29 protein-coding genes and 1 rRNA gene are annotated in these 26021 nt (G+C 37.1%); 29 read left to right on the top strand and 1 reads right to left on the bottom strand.

Translation table 11 applies throughout. The annotated features are described in order from the left end of the window. The 11 genes from rrf to rsmI all read left to right on the top strand — a co-directional run. Positions 1–96, top strand: a 5S ribosomal RNA gene (gene rrf / locus AC1DRF_RS05850); the annotation flags it as partial. A gap of 139 nt (positions 97–235) precedes the next feature. Next, positions 236–418 carry a sigma factor G inhibitor Gin gene (locus AC1DRF_RS05845; protein WP_427077047.1) on the top strand — a complete coding sequence of 61 codons (183 nt, stop codon included), beginning with the start codon at positions 236–238 and terminating at the stop codon, positions 416–418. Between the two features lie 153 nt (positions 419–571). Further along, positions 572–1996: an aminotransferase class I/II-fold pyridoxal phosphate-dependent enzyme gene (locus AC1DRF_RS05840; RefSeq protein ID WP_427077046.1), complete on the top strand. Its 1425-nt coding sequence runs from the start codon at positions 572–574 to the stop codon at positions 1994–1996. 16 nt (positions 1997–2012) lie between these two features. Further along, a complete protein-coding gene (gene tmk / locus AC1DRF_RS05835; RefSeq protein WP_427077045.1) occupies positions 2013–2639 on the top strand; it encodes a dTMP kinase in 627 nt (208 codons plus the stop codon). 63 nt (positions 2640–2702) lie between these two features. Further along, complete coding sequence (locus AC1DRF_RS05830) at positions 2703–3032, top strand: cyclic-di-AMP receptor (protein ID WP_043979044.1); 330 nt, start codon at positions 2703–2705, stop codon at positions 3030–3032. 33 nt (positions 3033–3065) lie between these two features. Further along, entirely contained in the window at positions 3066–4058 is a 993-nt protein-coding gene (gene holB / locus AC1DRF_RS05825) for a DNA polymerase III subunit delta' (RefSeq protein ID WP_075422335.1), read from the top strand. Between the two features lie 4 nt (positions 4059–4062). Next, positions 4063–4890 carry a PSP1 domain-containing protein gene (locus AC1DRF_RS05820; RefSeq protein WP_013054847.1) on the top strand — a complete coding sequence of 276 codons (828 nt, stop codon included), beginning with the start codon at positions 4063–4065 and terminating at the stop codon, positions 4888–4890. Between the two features lie 14 nt (positions 4891–4904). Continuing rightward, positions 4905–5270 carry a DNA replication initiation control protein YabA gene (gene yabA, locus AC1DRF_RS05815; RefSeq protein WP_013054848.1) on the top strand — a complete coding sequence of 122 codons (366 nt, stop codon included), beginning with the start codon at positions 4905–4907 and terminating at the stop codon, positions 5268–5270. A gap of 78 nt (positions 5271–5348) precedes the next feature. Further along, a complete protein-coding gene (locus AC1DRF_RS05810) occupies positions 5349–6095 on the top strand; it encodes a tRNA1(Val) (adenine(37)-N6)-methyltransferase (RefSeq protein WP_097825382.1) in 747 nt (248 codons plus the stop codon). Further along, positions 6082–6369: a GIY-YIG nuclease family protein gene (locus AC1DRF_RS05805; protein WP_043979037.1), complete on the top strand. Its 288-nt coding sequence runs from the start codon at positions 6082–6084 to the stop codon at positions 6367–6369. Before AC1DRF_RS05810 ends, AC1DRF_RS05805 begins: the two co-directional genes overlap by 14 nt. Further along, positions 6347–7219: a 16S rRNA (cytidine(1402)-2'-O)-methyltransferase gene (gene rsmI, locus AC1DRF_RS05800; RefSeq protein ID WP_016762698.1), complete on the top strand. Its 873-nt coding sequence runs from the start codon at positions 6347–6349 to the stop codon at positions 7217–7219. The genes AC1DRF_RS05805 and rsmI overlap by 23 nt, the downstream gene beginning before the upstream one ends. A gap of 32 nt (positions 7220–7251) precedes the next feature. Here rsmI and AC1DRF_RS05795 read toward each other — a convergent pair whose 3' ends face one another. Next, entirely contained in the window at positions 7252–7542 is a 291-nt protein-coding gene (locus tag AC1DRF_RS05795; protein ID WP_170836841.1) for an AbrB/MazE/SpoVT family DNA-binding domain-containing protein, read from the bottom strand. Positions 7543–8107: 565 nt separating this feature from the next. Between AC1DRF_RS05795 and metG the strand changes: the two genes are divergently transcribed. From metG to spoVT, 18 genes are all read left to right on the top strand, one after another. Continuing rightward, positions 8108–10090 carry a methionine--tRNA ligase gene (gene metG, locus AC1DRF_RS05790; RefSeq protein ID WP_097825381.1) on the top strand — a complete coding sequence of 661 codons (1983 nt, stop codon included), beginning with the start codon at positions 8108–8110 and terminating at the stop codon, positions 10088–10090. A gap of 71 nt (positions 10091–10161) precedes the next feature. Beyond that, the gene (locus AC1DRF_RS05785; RefSeq protein ID WP_427077044.1) at positions 10162–10932 is read left to right on the top strand and encodes a TatD family hydrolase; all 771 of its coding nucleotides are present in this window, start codon (positions 10162–10164) and stop codon (positions 10930–10932) included. Between the two features lie 223 nt (positions 10933–11155). Further along, positions 11156–11719, top strand: coding sequence for a ribonuclease M5 (gene rnmV, locus AC1DRF_RS05780; protein ID WP_043979029.1), 564 nt, complete (start codon positions 11156–11158; stop codon positions 11717–11719). Beyond that, on the top strand, positions 11713–12591 hold the full coding sequence (rsmA, locus tag AC1DRF_RS05775) for a 16S rRNA (adenine(1518)-N(6)/adenine(1519)-N(6))-dimethyltransferase RsmA (RefSeq protein ID WP_013054856.1): 879 nt from the start codon (positions 11713–11715) through the stop codon (positions 12589–12591). Before rnmV ends, rsmA begins: the two co-directional genes overlap by 7 nt. A 77-nt stretch (positions 12592–12668) precedes the next feature. Next, the gene (gene yabG, locus AC1DRF_RS05770; RefSeq protein WP_013081339.1) at positions 12669–13541 is read left to right on the top strand and encodes a sporulation peptidase YabG; all 873 of its coding nucleotides are present in this window, start codon (positions 12669–12671) and stop codon (positions 13539–13541) included. A gap of 273 nt (positions 13542–13814) precedes the next feature. Beyond that, positions 13815–14048 carry a biofilm formation stimulator Veg gene (gene veg / locus AC1DRF_RS05765; RefSeq protein ID WP_013054859.1) on the top strand — a complete coding sequence of 78 codons (234 nt, stop codon included), beginning with the start codon at positions 13815–13817 and terminating at the stop codon, positions 14046–14048. Between the two features lie 194 nt (positions 14049–14242). Continuing rightward, positions 14243–14413: a small, acid-soluble spore protein, alpha/beta type gene (locus AC1DRF_RS05760; protein ID WP_013054860.1), complete on the top strand. Its 171-nt coding sequence runs from the start codon at positions 14243–14245 to the stop codon at positions 14411–14413. A 198-nt stretch (positions 14414–14611) separates the two neighbouring features. Next, positions 14612–15481 carry a 4-(cytidine 5'-diphospho)-2-C-methyl-D-erythritol kinase gene (ispE, locus tag AC1DRF_RS05755; protein ID WP_013054861.1) on the top strand — a complete coding sequence of 290 codons (870 nt, stop codon included), beginning with the start codon at positions 14612–14614 and terminating at the stop codon, positions 15479–15481. A 56-nt stretch (positions 15482–15537) separates the two neighbouring features. Beyond that, positions 15538–16359: a pur operon repressor gene (purR, locus tag AC1DRF_RS05750; RefSeq protein WP_013054862.1), complete on the top strand. Its 822-nt coding sequence runs from the start codon at positions 15538–15540 to the stop codon at positions 16357–16359. Between the two features lie 21 nt (positions 16360–16380). Continuing rightward, positions 16381–16758: a RidA family protein gene (locus AC1DRF_RS05745; RefSeq protein WP_013054863.1), complete on the top strand. Its 378-nt coding sequence runs from the start codon at positions 16381–16383 to the stop codon at positions 16756–16758. Between the two features lie 155 nt (positions 16759–16913). Continuing rightward, entirely contained in the window at positions 16914–17204 is a 291-nt protein-coding gene (gene spoVG / locus AC1DRF_RS05740) for a septation regulator SpoVG (protein ID WP_013054864.1), read from the top strand. 194 nt (positions 17205–17398) lie between these two features. Next, positions 17399–18778, top strand: coding sequence for a bifunctional UDP-N-acetylglucosamine diphosphorylase/glucosamine-1-phosphate N-acetyltransferase GlmU (gene glmU / locus AC1DRF_RS05735; protein WP_014462060.1), 1380 nt, complete (start codon positions 17399–17401; stop codon positions 18776–18778). An 18-nt stretch (positions 18779–18796) separates the two neighbouring features. Beyond that, positions 18797–19750 carry a ribose-phosphate diphosphokinase gene (locus AC1DRF_RS05730; protein ID WP_013054866.1) on the top strand — a complete coding sequence of 318 codons (954 nt, stop codon included), beginning with the start codon at positions 18797–18799 and terminating at the stop codon, positions 19748–19750. Positions 19751–19937: 187 nt separating this feature from the next. Then, on the top strand, positions 19938–20567 hold the full coding sequence (locus tag AC1DRF_RS05725; RefSeq protein ID WP_477740414.1) for a 50S ribosomal protein L25/general stress protein Ctc: 630 nt from the start codon (positions 19938–19940) through the stop codon (positions 20565–20567). Positions 20568–20706: 139 nt separating this feature from the next. Next, positions 20707–21264 (top strand): aminoacyl-tRNA hydrolase, encoded by a 558-nt coding sequence (gene pth / locus AC1DRF_RS05720; RefSeq protein WP_052500310.1) that lies wholly within the window; start codon positions 20707–20709, stop codon positions 21262–21264. 59 nt (positions 21265–21323) lie between these two features. Beyond that, positions 21324–21554, top strand: coding sequence for an anti-sigma-F factor Fin family protein (locus AC1DRF_RS05715; protein WP_013054869.1), 231 nt, complete (start codon positions 21324–21326; stop codon positions 21552–21554). 69 nt (positions 21555–21623) lie between these two features. Next, complete coding sequence (gene mfd / locus AC1DRF_RS05710; RefSeq protein WP_477740413.1) at positions 21624–25154, top strand: transcription-repair coupling factor; 3531 nt, start codon at positions 21624–21626, stop codon at positions 25152–25154. Between the two features lie 249 nt (positions 25155–25403). Next, entirely contained in the window at positions 25404–25940 is a 537-nt protein-coding gene (spoVT, locus tag AC1DRF_RS05705; RefSeq protein ID WP_013054872.1) for a stage V sporulation protein T, read from the top strand. Positions 25941–26021 lie beyond the last annotated feature (81 nt).

Genomic DNA, 26021 nt, shown 5'->3' with positions numbered 1-26021 from the left:
GGTCACACCCGTTCCCATACCGAACACGGAAGTTAAGCTCTTTAGCGCCAATGGTAGTTGGGACTTTGTCCCTGTGAGAGTAGGACGTTGCCAGGCACCTGAAAAAGGATTAGCTATTTTAGCTAGTCCTTTTTTTATTATTCACAGAGTATAAGCTATCTACATAAAATGGGGTAAATGAAGTGCATAAAGAAGTTACATCTTGTCGATACTTATTTAGTGGAGGTGGAGAGTAATGGAAAAACAAATTAAAACATGTTCCGTTTGTCATGAACAGCATACAAAGGGTATTGAGGTGTTTTCCAGCTTTATATGCCAACACTGCGAGGTAGAGATTGTAGAGGTGGATTCATCTCATTTTCGTTATCAATTGTTAGTAAATCAATTAAAGAGAATATCAGGAGAGTTTTCTTACTAAAAGCCCTTTTTTATAAGGGCTTCTTTATATGGCTCAAAAAAATCAACTAAGTTTGTTATAATGAAAGAAAAATCAATTTTGATAGAAAAAATACTTACATATTCTTTTATCAAGTTAGCAATGTTATATTTACAAAAAGTAAGGAATGGATGTATGGATACATATTTACCTTTATATAACCGTTTAGTAAGGCACAGCGAAAAGAGGTCACTCTCTTATCACGTGCCCGGCCATAAAAATGGTCAAATTCTACCTTCATATATTCAGTCTTCTTACGCAGACTTTTTGCAATACGATCTAACAGAAATTAGCGGATTAGATGATTTACATGAAGCAGAATCTGTTATTAAAGAGGCACAAGATTTAACGGCAAAGTTGTATGGAGTAGATGAAAGCTTTTTTTTAGTTAATGGTTCTACTGTAGGCAATCTCGCCGCGATTTTATCTCTTTGTCAAGAAGGAGATAAAATTGCTGTTCAAAGAGATTCTCATAAATCTATTTTTAATGCTATTGCTTTATCAAAGGCATCACCTATTTTTTTAGCTCCTGAAATAGATTCAAAAACACATCTTAGTACAGGTGTATCCATTAAAACAATTAAAGCAGCTGTAGAGGGTTCTGAGGATATAAAAGCATTTGTATTAACAAATCCTACTTACTACGGGGTGGCGCGAGATCTAAAGGAGATCATTGACTTTATTCATGGCTACAATATTCCTATAATTATTGATGAAGCTCATGGAGCCCACTTTATTTTAGGTAATCCTTTTCCGTCGTCAGCTGTTACGTATGGAGCGGATCTTGTTGTTCAGTCAGCACATAAAACGCTGCCAGCTATGACTATGGGTTCTTATTTACATATGCAGGGGACGTTGATAAATAAGCAAAGCGTTCGGCATTACCTACAAGTACTGCAGTCAAGCAGTCCCTCATACCCTATTATGGCTTCTCTTGATTTAGCACGGTATTATCTGCAGCAGTTTACTCAGCATGATATTGATAGAATGACTGATAATATTCATTCGTTTGTTGAAAAGATTAATGAGATTGATACACTTTCAACTATTGATGTGGAAACAGATCAAACTGCTACCGACCTTTTGAAAATGACGTTGACTTGTTCGGCTGCAACAGGATATCATTTGCAAAAGGAACTGGAAAAGCAAGATATTTATACAGAACTAGCTGACGTTAACTATGTATTGTTTGTTCTACCTTTGAGCAGCAGTTGGGATTTTAATGATACAATTAAGCGGGTTAGACAAGCAGTAGAGAATATACAGCGTAAGTCATATGAAAAACCAATAATCAAACCATTTCGTTTTTCAAGAGCAACGGTTCTCCTGCCTATGGAAGAAAGAAAACTAAGATCAAAGCATATGTGTTCGTTTGAAGAGGCGATTGGGTGTGTAAGCGCACAATCTGTTATTCCATATCCTCCTGGAATTCCCATTTTAATGGAGGGAGAAACGATTACAAGCAATCATATTGACTATATTTTGCATATTCAAAGGTTAAATGGTCATATTCAGGGCGGATCTTGTATGGAAGAAGGAAAGATAGAAGTATTTAAATAGAGAAAGGAATTTATACATGTTAGGAACGTTTATTACATTCGAAGGGCCAGAAGGTGCTGGTAAGACGACGATCATCCATATGGTTCAACAAAAATTAATACAAGAGGGTTATACCATTGTATTAACAAGAGAGCCTGGAGGCATACGAATTGCTGAACAAATTCGTGAAATCATCTTAAATCCATCTAATACGGAAATGGATGCCAGAACCGAAGCACTTCTTTATGCTGCGGCTAGAAGACAACATCTTGTAGAAAAAGTGATTCCTGAGCTAAATAAAGGGAATATAGTATTATGTGACCGTTTTATTGATAGCTCACTTGCTTATCAAGGAAATGCGCGGGGCATAGGCGTAGAAGATATTTTTGCTATCAATCAATTTGCTATTGAGCAAACGATGCCACAGGCCACTTTATATTTTGATATTGAGCCTGAGGTAGGATTAGAAAGAATTAATAAAGGTCGAAAAGATGAGATTAATCGATTAGATTTAGAATCCTTAGACTTTCATTATAAAGTACGAGATGGATATTTATCTCTTTTGAGTGAATTTCCAGAGCGTATTCGACGAATTGATGCAAATCAATCCGTTGAAAAAGTCTGTGAAGAAGCTTATAAACAAATAAAATTGATTTTAAAATAAATACAGATGATTGTTATTCTTGCTATACTATTCTTAACAAAAAAGTAAAATGAGGTGTTATTCATGAAATTAGTAATGACCGTTATTCAAGATTCAGATAGCTCAAAGCTTTTAAATGCACTTGTAGAAAGAGGGTTTCGTTCAACCAAATTATCAAGTACGGGCGGATTTTTAAAATCAGGGAATACAACAATTATGATTGGTACAGATGATCATAAAGTAGATGAAGTACTTGATATTATTAAGGGCCAATGTGAAAACCGCAGGCAGATGATTTCTCCTGTGGCACCGATGGGCGGTAATGCAGATTCATACATTCCGTATCCTGTTGAAGTTGAAGTGGGCGGAGCTACAGTATTCGTACTACCAGTAGATCAATTTCATCAGTTTTAAGAGAGAAGATTTTAAATAGAAAGTGATGATTGAATGGGAAATACATGGGAACAGCTTGAAGCTCTTCAGCCGAACGTATTAAAGATTTTGCAAAACAGCTTACTTAAAGAGCGAGTTGCTCATGCTTATTTATTTGAAGGAAGCAAAGGAACAGGTAAAAAACAAATTAGTTTTTTGTTTGCTAAAGCGCTGTTTTGCCAAAATCCAGTTAATCATAGGCCATGCCATGAGTGCAGTAACTGCCGGCGAATTGATTCAGGTAATCATCCAGATATTCACTTGATTGAGCCAGCCGGTTTATCGATTAAAAAAGAGCAAATTCAATTTTTGCAATCAGAATTCACAAAAACCGGTGTTGAATCTAATAAAAAGTTATATATTGTGAATCATGTTGATAAAATGACAGTAAGCGCAGCAAATAGTTTACTGAAATTTTTAGAAGAGCCTGGCAACGGAACTTATGCAATTTTATTAACAGAAAATATACAGCGCTTATTAGATACAATTATCTCACGTTGCCAAGTAATATCATTTCGATCTCTTACACCAGAACAGTTAGCTGAAAAACTAGTAGAAAATGGCCTTTCCGGAGTAGATGCATCCATCTTGTCTAATTTAACAAACAGCATTGATGAAGCAATTGAATTAAGTAAAGATGAATGGTTTGGACTTGCAATAAAGTTAGTGATACAATTATATGAAGTGTTAACAACGAGACCTCAACAAGCTCTTCTTTTTATTCATGAAAAGTGGGTAACACATTTTAAAGAAAAAGAACAAGCACATATTGGTTTAACTTTATTGATGCTTCTTTATCGTGATTTGTTGACGCTGCAAGTTGGACAAGAGTCTAAAATCGTCTATCGTCATAAAATAGAAGAATTAAAACAGCAAGCTCTTCAGACAACGCAGGAAAAAGCGATTTATCGCTTAGAGGTTATCTTGAAGGCCAAAAATAAATTAAATTCAAATATGAATCTACAGTTATTAATGGAACAGCTGGTGTTGGATTTGCAGGAGGGATAAAAGCTTGTATGATGTAGTAGGCGTTCGCTTTAAAAAAGCGGGAAAAATATATTATTTTGACCCTGGAGAACTTACAATTCCAGATGGTGAGTTTGTTATTGTAGAAACAGTTCGTGGTGTTGAATTTGGCAGAGTGGTTATTAATAAAAAGCAAGTAAGTGAACACGATGTCGTACTTCCTTTGAAAAAAGTAATCCGCATTGCCGAACAAAAAGACAGGCTGATTGTGGATGAAAATAAACAAGCTGCTAGAGAAGCGTATGATGTATGCGTGCAAAAAATTCAATCACACGATTTAGATATGAAGTTAGTAGATGTAGAATATACGTTTGATCGTAATAAAGTCATTTTTTATTTTACAGCAGACGGCCGTATTGATTTTAGAGAGTTAGTTAAAGATTTAGCTGCTATTTTCCGTACGCGAATTGAGCTTCGTCAAATCGGTGTACGAGACGAGGCAAAGCTGTTGGGCGGGATAGGTCCTTGTGGACGTATGCTATGTTGCTCAACGTTTTTAGGTGATTTTGAGCCGGTTTCTATTAAGATGGCCAAAGACCAAAACCTATCGCTTAATCCAACGAAAATTTCTGGTTTATGCGGACGTTTGATGTGTTGTTTAAAATATGAAAATGATGAGTATGAAACGGCAAAAGAACAGCTTCCTGATATAGGTTCAACAATTAAAACTTCAGATGGTTCAGGACGTGTAGTGGGTTTGAATATTTTGGAAAGAATTATTCAAGTGGAACTGTCAGATCACGAACAAATTTTAGAGTATACTCTGGATGAGATCAATAATGAAGGTGCTGTTTCGTTTCAAGCCACAGATTAACGAGGTGGGCAAAGGTGGATAAAAAAGAGATTTTTGATTCGGTGACAAACATGGAGGAACAAATTGGTCATTTATATAAGCAGTTAGGTGAGTTGAAAGAGCATCTTGCTGAGCTAATTGAAGAAAATCATCACCTGCAAATAGAAAATGATCATTTGCGCCGTCGCCTTGACCAGACAAACTTCGAAACGAAGCTGAAAAATAGACATTCAAAAGCAAGCGCTCAAACAAAAGAGCAAAAACAAATTGATATCGGAGAAGGATATGACAATTTGGCTCGCCTTTACCAAGAGGGTTTTCATATTTGTAACATTCATTATGGAAGTGTGCGTAAAGATGGAGACTGTTTGTTTTGCTTGTCATTTTTAAATAAAAAGTAACAACACCTCTCCCTTTTGGAGAGGTTCTTTTTATGAGTAAAAGATGTAAATAATAGATGTACAAGGAGAAGAACGACTATGGTTGAGTTATATGGAGATGAACGTTTAGATTATCTATTAGCCGATGAGGAGATGCGCATTATTCAGAGTCCGTCTGTCTTTTCCTTTTCATTGGATGCCGTGCTTTTATCTCACTTTGCTTATGTCCCAATTCGTAAAGGTAACTTGGTTGATTTATGTTCAGGAAACGGTGTAATCCCCCTGTTTTTATCTAAACGAACAAAGGGAAAAATTATTGGTGTAGAAATTCAAGAGCGGCTACATAGTATGGCGCAAAGAAGTATTGTGTATAATCAGCTCGATGGGCAGATTAAAATGATACATGGTGATTTAAAAAATGCGCCTCAAGAACTGGGTTATGGAAAATATGATGTTGTAACATGTAATCCTCCTTATTTCACCACATCCAATAAAGAAGAGATAAATGAAAACGAACACTTTGCAATCGCTCGCCACGAAATTCATTGTTCGTTGGAAGATGTGATTAGAGCCAGTAGTCAACTAGTGAAGCAAGGCGGAAAAGTGGCATTAGTTCACCGTCCAGGAAGACTGTTAGATATCGTTACGTTAATGAGGCAGTACCGTTTAGAGCCAAAGAGACTTCAGTTTGTCTATCCTAAAGATGGGAAAGAAGCAAATACACTTTTAATTGAAGGTACGAAGGATGGAAGTCCAGATTTAAAGATTCTTCCTCCGCTGGTGGTCTACCAAGATAATGATGAATACACGGACGAATTAAAAAGGATTTTATATGGAACAAAATAATCATTATTTTTACGTAGTTGAATGCAAGGACTGTACGTATTACGCTGGTTACACGAATAATTTACAAAAACGTATTTCTGTCCATAATGAAGGAAAAGGGGCAAAATATACGAGAGCAAGAAGGCCTGTTTCATTAATTTGGCATGAGGTGTTTACTTCTAAAACAGAAGCTATGCAAAAAGAATATTGGTTCAAACAGTTAAGCAGAGTGAAAAAACAGGCTTACATTCGAAGGGAGCAAGAAAAGCAGAATGAAATCACAAAAAAGTTATGATGTATCGAATGAACGAGGCGTTTTATATTTAGTTCCCACTCCTATTGGAAACTTAGAGGATATGACATTTCGTGCGATTCGAATTTTAAAAGAAGTTGATTATATTGCCGCAGAAGATACGAGACAAACGAAAAAACTATGTAACCACTTTGAGATCGATACGCCTATTACAAGTTATCATGAACATAATAAACATACAAAAAGTGAACAGCTGTTAAGCGACTTAGACAGTGAAAAAAATATTGCTTTAGTAAGCGACGCAGGCATGCCTTGTATTTCAGATCCTGGTTATGAGTTAGTGGTAGCTGCCGTTAAAGAAGGATATACGGTTGTTCCGCTGCCGGGGCCTAACGCAGCATTAACAGCTTTAATTGCTTCGGGACTACCTACGGGGCAGTTTTACTTTTATGGATTTTTAAACAGAAATAAAAAACAGCGTAAAGAACAGCTTCAAGAGCTTCAGTATATTAAGGAAAGCATGATATTTTATGAAGCTCCTCATCGATTAAAAGAAACGCTAAAGAGTATAGAAGAAATTTTAGGGAACCGATCTATTGTGTTATGTAGAGAGTTAACAAAACGCTATGAAGAATTTTTAAGAGGAAGTGTATTAGAAGCAATTGAATGGACAAATGCCACAGATATTAGAGGCGAATTCTGCTTAATTCTTGAAGGGACAAATGAAGAAGCGCCAGATGAAAGTAATCTATGGTGGGAACAGCTCACCATTATCGAGCATGTTGATCACTATGTAGAAGAAGGACTTTCAAACAAAGAAGCTATTAAGCAAGTGGCAAAAGACCGAGATGTGTCAAAGCGAGACATTTATAGTGAATATCACGTACATTAAAAAAAGCTGTCTATCATAGACAGCTTTTCGTTTTATTTAGAAGCTTGTAAAGAATCTTGAAGTTCTTTCATGATTTGTTCTGCACCTTCACGGCTTAGAATTAATTTGCCGCTAGCAAGTTGAATGTTATCATCAGATACTTCACCTGTTACTTGGCAAGTCATGTTTGGTTTGTATTTTTTTAAGATAATGCGCTCTTCATCTACATAGATTTCTAGAGCATCTTTCTCTGCAATTCCTAATGTACGTCGTAATTCAATTGGAATTACTACGCGTCCTAATTCATCAACTTTACGAACAATACCTGTAGATTTCATATTAATCGTTCTCCTCTCAGTAATCATTTTTCTATGTTATTACTTTCGTCATTATTCGACAATTTCAACGTACTTTCATAATACCAGCGTTTCCAAAACTAGTCAATCATTTTATATGTAAAAAAATGTAGCTGGTAAAAAATTTTTTCTCCACTTGTTTACAAGCTAATTGTGACCGTCAGTCAAGGAATGACAAGGGGTTTCATTGGAAAAAAGATTAATCGTCTAAATAGCTTGATATTAACTATTTTGAAGATAGGGTAAATATGATTCGACATAAAACGACAAAATTAGACCTATTTGTCGTTTTCATCAAAGTGACTTTTTGAATGAGGGTATATTTTATATAAAAATAGGGCGAAGCTGATACAATTAACAGGATTATTTTTTGGGAAAATAACGATTATTTAAAAATGAAGTGAATCCGTCATATTCCGGTGTATATAGGAAGAGAATGTTTTGAAATTATCATGTAAAATAGTATGATAGATAGTAGAATAAGAAGACAGGGTTTATATGATTACGTACATATAAATCAAAATGTTGAAATGGAATGTTGGAGGTTATGAACATGGCAGATGGAAATAATACATTTTATATTACTACGCCGATTTATTATCCGAGTGGTAAATTACATATAGGGCATGCATACACGACAGTAGCAGGAGATGCAATGGCTCGTTATAAACGTTTGAGAGGGTTTGACGTACGTTATTTAACAGGTACAGATGAACATGGTCAAAAAATTCAGCGAAAAGCAGAAGAGAAAAATGTGACACCTCAGCAATACGTCGATGATATTGTATCTGGAATCAAAGAGCTGTGGGATAAGATGGATATTTCGTATGACGATTTTATCCGTACAACAGAACCCAGACATAAAGAAATCGTGGAAAAGATTTTTGCGCGCCTTTTAGAACAAGGTGACATTTATCTTGATGAGTATGAAGGTTGGTATTCAGTTCCCGATGAGACGTACTATACGGAGCATCAACTAGTAGATCCAATCGTTGAAAATGGAAAAGTTGTAGGCGGAAAAAGCCCGGACAGCGGACACCCTGTAGAGCTCGTTCGAGAAGAGTCCTATTTCTTTAAAATGGGGAAATATGTAGATCGTTTACTAGCTTTTTATGAAGAAAACCCTTCATTTATTCAACCAGAGTCCCGTAAAAACGAAATGATCAATAATTTTATTAAGCCTGGCCTTGAAGACTTAGCTGTTTCTCGTACGACGTTTGATTGGGGGGTAAAAGTTCCAGGTAATCCAAAACACGTTATTTACGTATGGATTGATGCGCTTTCTAACTATATCACCTCTCTTGGGTATGGTACAGAGAACGATGAAAACTATCGAAAATATTGGCCGGCTAACGTACATTTAGTAGGAAAAGAAATCGTACGTTTCCATACTATTTATTGGCCAATCATGTTGATGGCCCTTGATTTGCCACTTCCTAAGAAAGTATTTGCTCACGGCTGGTTATTAATGAAAGATGGAAAGATGTCGAAGTCAAAAGGGAATGTAGTAGACCCAGTGACATTGATTGACCGCTATGGACTGGATGCCCTTCGTTACTACTTACTTCGTGAAGTTCCATTCGGTTCAGACGGCGTATTTACACCAGAAGCGTTTGTTGAACGTATTAACTTTGACTTAGCAAATGACCTTGGCAACCTAGTTAATCGTACAGTGGCGATGATTAATAAGTATTTTGATGGTGTTATTCCAACTTATGAAGGTAATGTAACAGAGTTTGATGCACTTATCGTCCAAGCTCAAAAAGATACAGTGAACAAATATGAAGAAGCGATGGAAGATATGGAGTTTTCAGTGGCTCTTGCTTCTATCTGGCAATATGTAAGCCGCACGAATAAATACATTGATGAAACGCAGCCTTGGGCGTTAGCAAAAGATGAGAATAAGCGTGCAGAACTTGCTTCTGTTATGACACATCTAGCTGAATCAATTCGTCACATTGCGGTATTGCTGCAGCCATTCTTAACGCGTACACCTGAGAAGATTTTTGCTCAGATTGGTGTAAAAGAAGATGTGTTAAAAACGTGGGAAAGCACAACGCGTTTTAATATGCTTAAAGAAGGCACAAAAGTAGAAAAAGGTGAGCCAATGTTCCCTCGTCTAGATCGAGAAGAAGAGGTAGCGTTTATTAAAGAGCAGATGCAAGGGAGTGCTCCAAAGGAAGAAAAACCTGTTGTGAAGGAAGAGCCTTCTGAAGAGATTATGATTGATGATTTCATGAAAGTAGAGCTTCGTGTAGCGCAAGTTACGCAAGTAGAACCAGTTAAAAAAGCAGATAAACTATTAAAGCTGCAGCTTGATCTTGGATATGAAAAACGCCAGGTTGTCTCAGGTATTGCCAAGTTTTATAAGCCTGAAGAATTAGTAGGTCGAAAAGTAATTTGTGTAACCAACTTAAAACCTGTGAAACTGCGCGGTGAACTATCACAAGGAATGATTTTAGCGGGGGAAGATGAGAATGGTCTTTCACTAGCAAGCGTAGATCAAAACTTAGCAAACGGCACGAAGATAAAATAAGTATAGGTAAAAGGGGTGTTTCACGTGTAACATGCGAGGACCCCCTTTTATTCATGGAAAGGATCGATTAGATGTTATTTGATACACATGTTCATTTAAATGCAGAACAGTATGAAGATGATTTGCAAGAAGTAATTAATCGTGCGTTAGAAAAAGGTGTTCAAAACATGGTAGTTGTTGGATTCGATGAACCTACCATTAAAAAGGCTATTCAAATAGCTGAAACTTATGACTTTATCTATGCTAGTGTAGGATGGCATCCAGTAGATGCAGTTGATATGACGGATGAGCACTTAGCTTGGATTGAAAAGTTAGCTCAGCATCCGAAAGTTGTTGCTTTAGGAGAAATGGGATTAGACTACCATTGGGATAAATCACCTAAAGAGATTCAAAAGGACGTATTTCGCCGTCAAATTCGCTTAGCTCGCAAAGTGAATTTACCTATCATTATCCATAATCGTGATGCAACCGAAGACGTGGTAACCATTTTAAAAGAAGAGCACGTAGAAGAAGTTGGCGGGATTATGCATTGCTTCACGGGCAGTATTGAAGTAGCGAAGCAGTGTATGGATATGAATATGTATATTTCTTTCGGTGGACCTGTTACTTTTAAAAATGCGAAAAAACCAAAAGAAGTTGCTACAGAGCTTCCTTTAGATAAACTATTAATTGAAACAGACTGTCCTTATCTGACTCCTCATCCATTCCGCGGCAAGCGCAATGAACCTGGTTATGTTTCATACGTAGCAGAGCAAATTGCAGAGTTAAAAGGGATAACGTATGAAGAATTAGCTGATATTACAACAGCTAACGCTAAAAAGCTATTTGGAATTAATGATTAAAACTTTTTCTCATATAACAATCATTTTCGTGTTAAAGTAAAGATAGGCGCAGAGGAGAATGTTATCCTCTGCCTTTTTCAGTTAAAATAACAGGTAGATGTTTTTTAATTTAGTTGATAATAAGATAAAACGTTGATTTCATAGAAGAAAAATGATGTGCGCAATGAGCATTTCATTTTTACTGAAAAGCAAATGAACAAAACTGAATGTTTTGGAGGAAGCAATGAAGATTAAAGAAATTATTGTAGTAGAAGGCCGAGATGACACTGTAGCAATTAAACGTGCAGTGGATGCGGATACCATCGAGACAAATGGATCAGCTGTAAATGAAGAAACCATTGAGAAAGTAAAATTAGCTCAAAAAACACGAGGCGTGATTATTTTTACAGATCCAGATTATCCAGGACAGCGAATTCGAAATATTGTTTCAGAACGTGTTCCCGGATGTAAACATGCATTCTTAGATAAAGAAGAGGCTCGTCCTAAAAATGGCAAAGGTATTGGAGTTGAACATGCTTCTATTGCATCTATTCAAAAAGCACTAAAAGATGTGAAGCAAGAGTGGATGGGGGCAGCTATGGAGATTTCTCAAGAGGATTTAATCATAGCTCGTTTGATAGGAGATAGTAAAGCCAAGTCTCGACGTGAAAGAATAGGGAAGTTATTAAAAATTGGTTATGCCAACGGAAAGCAGCTCCATAAACGATTACACATGTTCCAAATTTCAAAAGAGGACTTTATCAGAGCTGTTGAGCAGATAAATAAGGAGGAAAAGGGATCGTGTTAAAAGATATTGCAACGCCTAATCGAACCAAGGAAATTTTAAAGAAATACGGTTTTACATTTAAAAAGAGTTTGGGACAAAATTTTTTAATTGATACGAACATTTTACATCGTATTGTTGATCATGCGGAAATAACAGAAGAAACGGGAGCTATTGAGATTGGACCTGGTATCGGGGCCTTAACTGAACAGCTAGCAAAGCGCGCAAAAAAAGTGCTGGCATTTGAAATCGATCAGCGTTTGCTTCCGATTTTAGCTGATACTCTTTCTCCTTACTCAAATGCAAAAGTTATTCATCAAGATGTGTTAAAAGCGGATTTAAAAGGGACGCTCGAACAAGAATTCGAAAACATAGAAGATTTAATGGTCGTTGCGAATTTACCGTATTACGTGACGACACCCATTTTGATGAAGTTATTAGAAGAGCAAATTCCGGTACGTGGAATCGTMGTTATGCTTCAAAAAGAAGTTGCTGACCGTATAGCAGCTAAACCGGGAACAAAAGAGTACGGTTCACTTTCTATTGCTATTCAATACTATACAGAGGCTGAGACGGTTATGATTGTGCCTAAAACAGTGTTTAATCCGCAGCCTAATGTAGACTCAGCTGTTATTCGATTGTTAAGAAGACCGAAGCCAGCGGTAGAAGTCCAAGATGAAGCATTCTTCTTCCAAGTTGTACGAGCAAGCTTCGGACAGCGCCGAAAAACAATTTTAAACAATCTAGTAAACAACTTGCCAAATGGAAAGCAGAAAAAAGCGGACATTGAACAAGCACTTTCAACTGCTGAAATTGATCCGAAACGAAGAGGCGAAACGTTATCTATTCAAGAATTTGGAAAGCTAAGTGATCAACTTTTAAAATCATTTCGCTAAATTATCACATTTTTATCATGAAGTCATAGGCTATGAAGAGAATTTATTTTTGAAGTAGCAAAGACGGAGTGAAGCATATGAACATCAAAATTGGTGATATAGTTACACGACCTTCTTATCAAAGAGATTTGCTTTTTCGTGTTATAGCTATTAATGACAGCGAAACGGGGAAATATGCGACTTTAATAGGAGAAGACGTTCGGTTGATTGCGGACGCTCCTTGTACAGATCTAGAGGTTGTGGATGCTAAAGAACAGGATCAAAGAAAAAAACAAGAAGAAGAACTTTTAGAAAGATCCTTGGAGCTTATTCAACAGGATTATCGGCTCGTTCGAGAGAAAACTGAATATAGCATGACAAATGGATACAGCCATTCACATCGCTTATTTCAAATTCCAGGAAAGGTCCTGCACGTAGACGGAGACCCTAATTATTTACGTAAATGTTTGTTGGTTTACGAAAAAATTGGTGTTCCTGTTTATGGTGTTCATTGCGTTGAGTCAGAAATGCCTGAGAAGGTTGGAAAGCTAATTGAGGATGTAAGACCCGATATTCTAGTGCTGACAGGTCATGATGCCTATTCCAAAGGAAAAGGAAATAAAGATGATCTCCTTGCTTATAGACATTCCAAGCACTATATTCAAACAGTCCAAGAAGCAAGAAAAAGAGTTGGTAATTTAGATCAGCTGGTGATTTTTGCAGGTGCCTGTCAATCGCATTTTGAATTATTGATTCAAGCTGGAGCAAACTTTGCTAGTTCACCTTCACGTGTAAATATTCATGCTCTTGACCCTGTGTATGTAGTAGCAAAACTAAGTTTTACTCCTTTCACAGATCGTATTAATGTATGGGACGTCTTACGTAATACATTAACGGGTGCTAAAGGTTTAGGAGGAGTAGAAACAAAAGGGCTGCTTCGCACGGGCATGCCTTATGAAAGCGATGAGTAGAAATAAAAACAACTGGTTACAGCATGTACACGCATGATGTGCAACCAGTTGTTTTTTCGTATGAAGCCAAAGTATACGCTTAATTACACAAAATCATTTTCAATATTTGCTAAAGATATACATATTTCGTTGAAAAACGAGCATACTAACAGCGAAATGTAGATTCATGTTGAAAATTATTTATTGACACAATTAGAGATAGATTGTTATAATTTTATGTTTTTGACTATTTTTCTAACATGTGTTACACTATACATAGTGAGGTGGACCAATATGGCGAAAACTTTGTCTGATATTAAGCAAGCGCTGGATTTGCACCTAGGCCAACGATTAACTTTAAAAGCAAACGGTGGTCGTAGAAAAACAGTAGAACGTTCAGGTGTATTAACAGAAACGTACCCATCTGTTTTTATCGTTGAATTAGATCAAGAGGAAAACTCTTTGGAGCGCGTTTCGTATAGTTACGCAGATGTGTTAACGGAAACAGTGCAACTGAAATTTTTCTAAGAATGACATAGGCAATATAGCAAGTGGTGATGAGCAGTGGACATTGGTTTACTGCTTTTTTATTGGTCTTTTTTTCAAATTATATATGCATTATTTTTTATACATACTATACATATCGTCCTCGCGTTTCTTATGTAAAAGAGCGAGGAGATTCATGTTGAAATTTCATTTTATACGTAAAGGAGCCATGTGCAATGTCAAGGCGTAGAGGGATTATGTCATCGAAGCTGAAAGAAGAACTGGCTAAAGAACTTGGTTTTTACGATACTGTACAAGCAGAAGGCTGGGGCGCTATCCGGGCAAAAGACGCAGGCAATATGGTGAAGCGAGCTGTAGAGCTTGCACAGCAGCAGCTGAAGCAATAGCATAGTGAAAATCAATGCTTATATGACTATTTAAAGTGAAATGAGGAAAACCGAAGTGTATAACCGCTTCGGTTTTTTTGTCCCAAAATGAAAGATAAAACAGAGGATTAAACAAAGATGTTTAAATGAACAGCTATATCTTGTTCATTTTATGATAAAATAGCGTTAAACTCGATAAGATGAAGTAGGTGAAGTAAGTTGAAATTAATGGTGAAAGCACCGGCTAAAATAAATTTGTCACTTGATGTGTTACATAAACGTCCAGATGGTTACCATGAAGTTAAGATGATTATGACAACAATTGATTTAGCGGACAGAATTGAACTTTCTGACCGTGAAGATGGACGAATTGTTATCTATTCTCATAATCGCTTTGTTCCAGATGACCAGCGAAATCTCGCTTATCAGGCAGCGCAGATTTTGAAGCGACGTTATAACATTTCAAAAGGTGTAAATATATTAATTGATAAACATATTCCAGTAGCTGCTGGATTAGCTGGAGGCAGCAGTGACGCGGCTGCTACATTACGCGGTTTAAATACGTTATGGGAATTAGGGTTATCATTAGACACACTTGCAGAAATAGGGGCTGAGATTGGCTCTGACGTATCTTTTTGCGTGTACGGAGGGACAGCTCTTGCTACAGGGCGCGGAGAGATTGTAGAGCATATTGAGGCACCTCCAAGCTGCTGGGTGATTTTGGCTAAGCCTGAAATAGGTGTTTCTACAGCAGATGTATATCGAAACTTAAAAATTGAAGAGATGGATCATCCTAAAGTAGATGAGATGGTTCACGCCATACAATCAGGAAATTATGATCAAATGTGTAGCCTTGTAGGAAATGTATTGGAAGCAGTAACGCTGAAAATGCATCCAGAAGTAGCTCTCATTAAAGAACAAATAAAGCGTTTTGGCGCCGATGCTGTGCTCATGAGCGGCAGTGGGCCAACTGTATTTGGACTTGTACAGCATGATTCACGTATGCATCGCATTTATAATGGATTACGTGGCTTTTGTGATAAAGTTTATGCAGTTAGGCTACTAGGTGAACGAATAACGCTTGAATAAATCCGTATGTTAATGTTATATTTACATTACAATATTCGGATTTTCAGGAGGATGTTATGAAGTTTCGACGTAGTGGACGATTAATTGATATGACCAACTATTTCATTCAAAACCCTCAGCGCCTTATCCCTCTTACGTATTTTGCAGATAAATATGATTCCGCAAAATCATCGATTAGCGAAGATATGGCGATTATTAAACAAACTTTTGAACAGCAGGGTATCGGAACTTTGGTTACGCTACCAGGGGCTGCCGGCGGAGTTAAATTCATTCCAAAGATGACGAATGAAGAAGCCGGTCAGCTTGTTCAAGAATTATGTGGGTTGATTGAAAAACCTGAGCGTTTACTGCCAGGTGGATATTTATATTTAACTGATATTTTAGGGAACCCCCGCGTTGTGAATAAAATCGGTCGCTTGTATGCATCGCTTTTTGCTAACCGCAAAATCGATGTGGTGATGACTGTAGCAACAAAAGGTATTCCTATTGCGTATGCGGTTGCTCAGTATTTAGACGTGCCCGTTGTTATTGTGCGCAGAGACAGTAAAGTAACTGAAGGATCGACCGTTAGTATTAACTACGTGTCGGGTTCATCTAAGCGCATTCAAACGATGCTGTTAGCTAAAAGAAGTTTAGCGGTGGGGTCAAATGTACTTATCATTGATGATTTCATGAAAGCTGGCGGTACTGTAAATGGAATGGTTAGCTTGCTTGAAGAGTTCGATGCAACTGTTGCTGGTATTGGAGTTTTAGTAGAATCAGAAGATATTGAAGAACGTTTAGTGGATGAGTATGTGTCCCTTGTACAATTAACAGATGTAAATATCAAAGATAAACAAATTCGTGTACAAGAAGGCAATTACTTAAAATATATTTGATCAAGTAAGGGAGAGGAACATATGTTACAGGTTCAAACGAAAAATGCACCGCAAGCTATTGGTCCATATTCACAGGGAATTGTTGTGAATAACTTGTTTTACAGTTCAGGTCAAATTCCACTTCGTCCAGATGGTACGTTGGTCGAAGGAGATGTTCAAGTACAAGCTACTCAAGTATTTGAAAATCTAAAAGCAGTTCTTGAAGAAGCTGGAGCTTCTCTAAATACAGTTGTAAAGGCAACCGTGTTCATTAAAGATATGAACGACTTCGCAGCGTTAAATGAAGTCTATGGCGACTACTTCGGGGACCATAAGCCGGCACGTTCATGTGTAGAAGTTGCGAGACTACCTAAAGATGTACTTGTTGAAATTGAAGTTATTGCGCTTGTTAAAGGGTAATTAAATTAACAAATTTCTAACAAAAAGCAAGTAACTTCCAATTGTTCACTTTTTTTGCGAAAATTTTCTAAAAATTTTTTCTGAATAGCAGGAAAACACAAAATTCTGTGGAATTAAGTATGTAAAGCTTCGCATAGAAAAAGGTGGTGAACAAGATGGAAGTAACTGACGTAAGATTACGCCGCGTGAACACTGAAGGACGTATGAGAGCGATTGCTTCAATCACATTAGATGGTGAATTTGTTGTTCATGATATTCGTGTGATTGATGGTAATAATGGCTTATTTGTAGCCATGCCAAGTAAACGTACACCGGATGGTGAGTTCCGTGATATTGCACATCCAATCAATTCAAATACTCGCGGAAAGATTCAAGATGCTGTTTTAGCAGAATATCATCGTTTAGGTGAGGTAGAAGTTGAATTCGAAGAAGCGGGTGCTTCGTAAACATATGATACATTAAGAGTCTACTGAAAAGTAGGCTCTTTTCTTTTTGATTACCACTTATATAATTTCACACCTTTGTAAAACTTTAGCATTACCAAAAAATAAAATTCATGACTTATAAATGATTCCTTGAAATGCTGTCATTTTTGATATAATATTCTTAATGGATAAAAAGGTAAAATTGGAGGCCTGTTATGTCAAAAAGATATGCAGTCATATTGGCAGCTGGTCAGGGTACACGTATGAAGTCATCTTTATATAAAGTGTTACACCCTGTGTGTGGCAAACCGATGGTGCAACACGTAATTGATCAGTTATCACGTTTGGATTTAACAAATTTAATTACAGTTGTAGGTCACGGTGCCGAAAAAGTGAAATCACATGTTGGAGATAAAAGCTTATTTGCTTTACAAGAAGAGCAGTTAGGAACAGCTCATGCAGTAATGCAAGCAGAATCTTTACTTGCACATGAAAAAGGTACGACAATTGTTGTATGTGGAGATACTCCGCTTATTACAGCTGAAACAATTGAATCTTTATTAAAGCATCATGAAGCAACAAATGCAATGGCAACTATTTTAACAGCTCATGCAGAAGATCCAACAGGATATGGACGCATCATTCGAAATGAACAAGGGTCTGTTGAAAAGATTGTGGAACATAAAGATGCCACAGAACAAGAGCGTCTTGTACAGGAAATTAATACTGGTACGTATTGTTTTGATAATGAGAAATTATTTGAGACACTTTCAAAAGTTTCAAATGATAATGTACAGGGAGAGTATTATTTACCTGATGTTATTGAAATTCTAAAAAATGAAGGTCAAATTATTTCTGCATATCAAACATCCGATTTTGCTGAAACATTGGGCGTTAATGATCGATTTGCTCTGTCTCAAGCAGAAGAAACAATGAAAAAGCGCATCAACAAGCAGCATATGTTAAATGGAGTGACGATTGTGGATCCTTCTAACACGTACATTTCAGCAGATGCTGTCATTGGCAGAGATACGGTTATTTATCCTGGTACGGTTATTCAAGGAACAGTTGTAATTGGAGAGAATTGTGAAGTAGGACCTAACAGTGAAATTAAAGACTGCAAAATAGGTAATAATACTTCTATTCGCCATTCTGTTGCTCACGATAGTGAAATTGGTCACGAAGTCACAATTGGCCCATTTGCACATATTCGTCCTCAATCATTAATTGGAGATGAAGTGCGCGTAGGAAACTTTGTAGAAATTAAAAAAGCATCTTTTGGCAAAGGTAGCAAAGCTTCTCATTTAAGTTATATTGGAGACGCAGAGGTCGGAAAAGGTGTAAACTTAGGGTGCGGATCTATTACAGTTAACTACGATGGGAAAAATAAATTTTTAACAAAGATTGAAGATGGGGCATTCGTAGGATGTAACTCAAACTTAATTGCACCTGTAACAATTGGTGAAGGCGCCTATGTTGCAGCTGGTTCAACCGTAACGGATGATGTGCCAGGAAAAGCATTATCAATTGCTCGTGCGAAACAAGTAAATAAAGAAAACTATGCTGAAAAGCTTGATATTAATAAAAAATCCTGACGGAGGTTTCACAATAAAATGTCAAATGTATATGCTGATGAAAATTTAAAGTTATTTACGCTAAATTCAAACAAGGCTTTAGCTGAAGAGATCGCAAAAGTAATTGGTGTGGAATTAGGTAAATGTTCGGTTGATCGTTTCAGTGACGGTGAAATTCAAATTAACATTGAAGAAAGTATCCGTGGTTGTGATGTATTTATCATTCAATCAACAAGTGCTCCAGTTAACGAACACTTAATGGAATTATTAATTATGATTGATGCATTAAAACGTGCATCAGCTAAAACAATTAACATCGTTATGCCTTACTATGGCTATGCTCGTCAGGATCGTAAAGCTCGTGCACGTGAACCAATCACTGCCAAATTAGCAGCAAATATCATTGAAAAAGCGGGAGCTACTCGTATTATCACATTAGATTTACATGCTCCTCAAATTCAAGGTTTCTTCGATATTCCAATTGACCATTTAGTAGGTGTTCCAATTTTAGGTGAATACTTCAAAAGTAAAAACCTTGATGACGTTGTTGTTGTATCTCCGGACCACGGTGGCGTAACGCGTGCTCGCCGTTTAGCGGAACGTCTAAAAGCGCCGATTGCTATCATTGACAAACGTCGCCCACGTCCAAACGTAGCAGAAGTTATGAACATTGTTGGACAAGTGGAAGGAAAAACAGCAATCTTGATTGATGATATGATTGATACAGCTGGTACAATTACAATTGGTGCAAGTGCATTAATTGAAGCAGGTGCAAAAGAAGTATATGCTTGTTGTACACACCCAGTGCTTTCAGGCCCTGCGATTGAGCGTATTCAAAACTCTACAATCAAAGAGCTAGCTGTAACAAACTCTATTGCTTTAACAGAAGATAAGAAAATTGATAAAGTAACAGAACTTTCAGTAGCTCCGTTAATCGGTGAAGCGATTATTCGTGTTCACGAAGAGCAATCAGTTAGTACATTATTTGATTGATAAACAGAACCTCTTTCCATTTGGAAAGAGGTTTTTTTTGAAAAAATTTAAATGTGCTAACCCTTGATTTTAAAGCGCTTTGGACGGAAAGAACAAAGATATATTACTGTTCAAACTGGGTTTCATGTTTAGCAACCTTCTAAAAAGGGTACATTTTAAGTAGAAAACATACTGGAAGGTGAATAAAATGAGTATTTCAATTCAAGCAAATAAAAGAACGGATTTCAAAAATTCTACAAATAGAAAGATTCGCGACGAAGGAAACTTCCCAGCGGTTGTTTACGGAAATAAAACAGAATCCACACCTATTTACTTAAACAGTGCTGATTTTATTAAGACTATTCGTGAAGCAGGACGCAATGGAGTGTTAACATTACAAGTGGATAAGCAAAAATATTCCGTAATGTTACATGATATTCAAACTGATCCATTAAAAAACGAAATTGTCCACGCCGATTTCCAAGTGGTCGACATGAAGAAAGAAATTGATACTGAAGTTTCTTTATCTCTAGTAGGAGAAGCAAAAGGAACAAAAGAAGGCGGCGTATTACAGCAGTCTCTATATGAAATTTCATTAAAAGGCTTGCCGCAGGATATCCCATCGTCTATTGACGTAGATGTATCAGAGTTAGGAATTAATGATACAATCACAGTAGCGGATATTAAGGTAGATAAAAAGCTAGAAATTACGCATGGTGCAGAAGATACAGTTGCTTCTGTGCTACCTCCTCAACAGGAAGAAGAGCCGGACAGCGGCGAAGTTCAGGATGCTGAAGGCGATGTTGAAGCAACAAAAGAAAAAAATAACGAAGAATAATATAAAAAGACGTAACCAAAAGGTTACGTCTTTTTATGTGAATTGATTATAATAAAAGTGATACTATATAGTAATGTAAAACATTAAAGACATTTACCTATTATGTACAACTTACATAGAGTGGAAAGGAGTATCTATTTTGAAATTAATCGTTGGTTTAGGGAATCCTGGAAAAGAATATGACCGTACCCGTCATAACATAGGATTTATGGCAATTGATAAAATTGCTGAACAGTTTATGATTTCATTAGATAAAACAAAGTTTAACGGAATATATGGAACAGGTATAATAAAAGGAGAAAAAGTCATATTATTAAAGCCTCTAACATATATGAATTTATCAGGAGAAAGTATTCGCCCGTTAATGGACTATTTTGATATAGACGTCGAAGACTTGCTTGTTATTTACGATGACTTAGATTTACCGTGCGGAAAAGTAAGATTGCGTACAAAAGGAAGTCCGGGCGGCCATAACGGAATAAAATCAATTATTCAGCACTTAAAAACCCAAGAGTTTAACCGGATTCGTATTGGAATCGATCGTCCGAAAAACGGTATGAAAGTAGTTGATTACGTACTGGGGCGCTTTACAGAAGATGAAATGGTTCATATGGAAGAAGCGATGAAAACGTCTGTACACGCGAGTGAAGATTTTTTAGGTAAACCGTTCTTAGAAGTAATGAATCGCTATAATTAAGTAGAATAAAATTTCTCTCAATCGTCCATACTAACACTAAAAGATTTGGGAGGATTTGTATGTCTATTCATTATTTCTGTAGACATTGTGGCGCAAAAGTCGGTATGATAGAAAAGACAGCTCACAATACAGAAGCACTCGGTTTTAATCACCTAACCGCAGATGAACGAAAAGACTTTATTCACTACCATAATAGTGGAGATATCGTGGTTAAAATTATTTGTGAAGACTGTCAAGAAGCGCTAGAACGAAATCCAGACTATCATCAGTACGAAACATTTATACAATAAAAAGCTTTGGTCTCAAACCAAAGCGTTTTTCTGTTTAGTTTAGACATATCATGGGAGGAGGGAATTCCTTTGCGAGGGATTAGACAGCAATTTGAAGAAAATAAAGAAATTGGAGCTGTTGTCAGCAGTTTAGAAGAAGGTTTGAAAGAACAGTTAGTAACGGGAATTTCCGGTTCAGCTCGATCTGTATTAATGGCACTCTTAAATGAGGATAAAAAATACCCCTTATTAGTAGTGACTCATAATTTATATCAAGCTCAAAAAGTGTATGAAGACCTTTTGCATCTTTTACCGGAAAAAGACGTTTTCTTATACCCTGTTAACGATTTAGTTGCTACAGAAGTGGGGATTGCAAGTCCAGAATTAAAGGCTCAGCGAATTGAAGTACTCAATTATTGGAGTCAACATACAGGTGGAGTAGTTGTAACACCGCTTGCAGGAATTCGAAAGCTGCTGCCTCCTAAAGCAAGATGGGAGCAAACACAGCTGCCGTTTCAAATGGGAATTGACATCGACGTTGATCATTATTTAAAAAGGTTAGTTGAGTTGGGCTATGAGCGGGCATCGATGGTTTCAGCTCCGGGTGAGTTTAGTGTGCGCGGAGGAATCATTGACATTTATCCGTTAACAGAAGAACTACCTGTCCGAATTGAACTATTTGATACGGAGATTGATTCCATTCGTACTTTTACAATCGAGGATCAACGCTCTCAAGAGCAGTTAAAAGAAATTTCAATCGGTCCTGCTACGGAAATCATTGTGAACCAAAATGAAGTGGCCCAAGGAATTGAAGAACTAGAAGCACAGCTGGCTTCGACGCTGCAACAAGTAAAAAACGCAGCGCTAAAAGCTACCTTAACAGAAAATATTAAAGGTGAAATCGAACAGCTGCGTCAAGGTCAGCTTCTTGAAAATATGTTCAAGTATTTATCATTCTTCTACGAATCGCCTGCTAGTTTACTAGATTATTTACCAGAAGGCGGCCTTGTGATCTTTGATGAAACCACTCGAATTCAAGAAACGTCTGATCAGCTTGAAACAGAGGAAGCTGAATGGATAACCGAATTATTAGGACAGGGGCAAATTGTTCGAGACGTTCAATTATCTCATAAGCTCCCATCTCTTATTCAGCGAGCAAAACATCAGTTTTTATACTTATCGTTATTTTTGAAGCACGTATCGTATACGAGTCCGCAAAATATTATTAATATTTCATGTAAGCAGATGCAGCAGTTTTACGGCCAAATGAACTTATTAAAAAGTGAAATTGAACGTTGGAAAAATGCTAATTATACGGTAGTCCTCTTAGGAGCAGATAAAGAGCGCGTGAAAAAACTTGAAGGTGTGCTGGCAGATTATGATATTGATTCATCTATTTTAGATGGAAATGGTCAGCTTGTGCCAGGTCTTGTTCAAATTATTGAAGGCGATTTACAAATGGGCTTTGAACTGCCGATGCAAAAATTAGCTGTTTTAACCGAGGAAGAATTGTTTAAAAAACGGGTCAAGAAATCAAAACGTCGTCAAAAGCTTTCCAATGCAGAACGTATTAAAAGCTATTCAGAGTTAAACGTAGGTGACTATGTCGTTCACGTGAACCACGGTATTGGCCGTTATTTAGGAATGGAAACGTTAGAGATTAACGGTAATCATAAAGATTATATCCATATCAAATATGAAGGCTCTGACAAGCTGTACGTCCCTGTTGAACAGATTGATCAAGTACAAAAATATGTAGGCTCTGAAGGGAAAGAGCCAAAAGTATATAAACTTGGCGGAAATGACTGGAAGAAAGTGAAACGAAAAGTTGAGTCTTCTGTTCAAGACATCGCTGATGACTTAATTAAACTGTATGCAGAGCGTGAAGCAAGTAAAGGTTATGCATTTTCTCCGGATGGCGATTTACAAAGAGAATTTGAAACAGCTTTCCCTTATCAAGAAACCGAAGATCAGCTTCGTTCTGTACAAGAAATTAAAAAGGATATGGAACATGAAAGACCAATGGATCGTTTGCTTTGTGGAGACGTTGGATATGGAAAAACAGAAGTAGCCATTCGTGCTGCATTTAAAGCTGTGACAGATGGAAAACAAGTGGCTATTTTAGTGCCAACCACTATTTTAGCTCAGCAGCACTATGAAACCATCCGTGAGCGTTTTCAAGACTATCCAATTAACATTGGGCTATTGAGCCGCTTTCGCAGTCGTAAACAGCAGCAAGAAACAATTAAAGGGCTAAAAAACGGGACCGTAGATGTGGTGATTGGTACACATCGTTTACTATCTAAAGACGTGATTTATAAAGATTTAGGATTGTTAGTTATCGATGAAGAGCAGCGTTTTGGTGTAACGCACAAGGAAAAAATCAAGCAAATGAAAGCAAACGTTGATGTCCTTACACTTACAGCAACACCTATTCCACGAACATTACATATGTCTATGTTGGGCGTAAGGGATTTGTCTGTTATTGAAACGCCGCCTGAAAATCGTTTTCCGGTTCAAACATATGTAGTGGAGTATAATCCGGTTTTAGTTTGTGAAGCGATTGAGCGTGAGTTAGCGCGTGATGGCCAAGTTTACTTTTTATATAATCGAGTAGAAGATATTGAACGAAAAGCAGAAGAAATTTCGATGCTCGTGCCTGATGCTAGGGTAACGTATGCCCACGGAAAAATGAATGAAACCGAACTCGAAGCGGTTATCTTAAGCTTTTTAGAAGGCGAATATGACGTGATTGTGAGTACAACCATTATCGAAACGGGAGTAGATATTCCCAATGTAAATACGCTTATTGTCAATAATGCTGATAAGATGGGATTATCACAACTGTATCAATTAAGAGGGCGTGTAGGTCGTTCAAATCGCGTGGCATATGCGTACTTTACGTATCACAAAGACAAAGTACTGACAGAAGTAGCTGAAAAGCGTCTGCAAGCTATTAAAGAATTCACCGAATTAGGTTCTGGTTTTAAAATTGCTATGCGGGATCTTTCAATACGTGGTGCCGGAAACTTACTAGGTGCTCAGCAGCATGGATTTATCGATTCTGTCGGTTTCGATCTCTACTCGCAAATGCTTAAAGAAGCGATAGAGGAAAGGCGCGGGTCTGACGGAGAAAGTGTGAAATTTAATGTGGAAATGAATCTGGACTTAGACGCATATATTCCTGATCAGTACATTACAGACGGCCGCTTGAAAATTGAGATGTATAAGCGCTTTAGAGGAATTGAAGGACTAGAGGATATTCAAGAATTGCAGGATGAAATGATTGATCGTTTTGGAGAGTATCCGGCTGAGGTTGAGTATTTGTTTAAAGTAGCTGAAACAAAAGTATATGCAACGCAGAACTTAGTAGAATCTATTCTTCAGTCAAAACAAGAAATTTCTATTCTGCTGTCTGAAGAAGCGAGCTCAACGGTAGACGGCCAAAAATTATTCATGCTAGGTGATCAATTTGGCAGAATGGTCAGCTTAGGTATGGAAGGCAAGAAAGTAAAATTAGTGGTTAATGTAAAAGGACTTGCTCAAAAAGAATGGCTCAATATTGTGTATCAGTTAGTAAAAGGAGTAGCCACTGTTAAAAAAGAACAAGTTACGAATTAAAAAGAAGGCTCATTTTTGAGCCTTCTTTTTATATAGCCGAAATAAAAATAGCCAAATCCCCATGTTTTGGCGGTTTTTTGGACATTTTTTTAACAAAAGCACACTTTTTAACAAAAAAAGAGATGGTTGGTGAATAGAAGTTGTAGAGTGAAGAATACTAACCTCAACAAAGGTGAACCTTTTATCATATAGCCATCAGTGATATTCACCAACTATTTTAATCATCATATGAAAGAGAGGCTTCAATGAATGAAAGCAACAGGTATTGTTCGTCGTATTGATGATTTGGGTCGCGTTGTGATTCCAAAAGAAATTAGAAGAACGCTTCGCATCCGAGAGGGAGATCCGCTAGAGATTTTCGTCGATCGCGATGGAGAAGTTATTTTAAAGAAATATTCGCCAATTAGTGAATTAGGAGACTTTGCAAAAGAGTATGGCGAAGCGCTATACGATAGCTTGGGTCATCCTGTACTTATTTGTGACCGCGATGTATTTATTGCGGTAGCAGGAAGTTCTAAAAAAGAATACTTAAATAAAAACATTAGTTCGTTAGTGGAATCTGTTATGGAAAGCCGCAGTTCTTCTTTAGTAACTGATGGGAAAAACCTTGAATTTGTCGATGGATACGAAGAAAATATTTCTTCTTACACAATCGGTCCGATTATTGCAAATGGAGATCCGATTGGAGCTGTTGTCATTTTCTCAAAAGATAAGTCCCTTGGTGAAGTAGAGCATAAAGCGGCCGAAACAGCAGCTAGCTTCTTATCTCGTCAAATGGAGCAGTAAGCGTAATTATCTTTATTTTACATTATTTACTGAAAAGGTAGCAGTTTCTGCTGCCTTTTTTCATGCTGTCTTACCTTACCT

It is taken from the genome of Priestia sp. P5_B4 (genome assembly GCF_056400385.1).
This window is presented reverse-complemented; position numbering and strand designations above follow the sequence as displayed.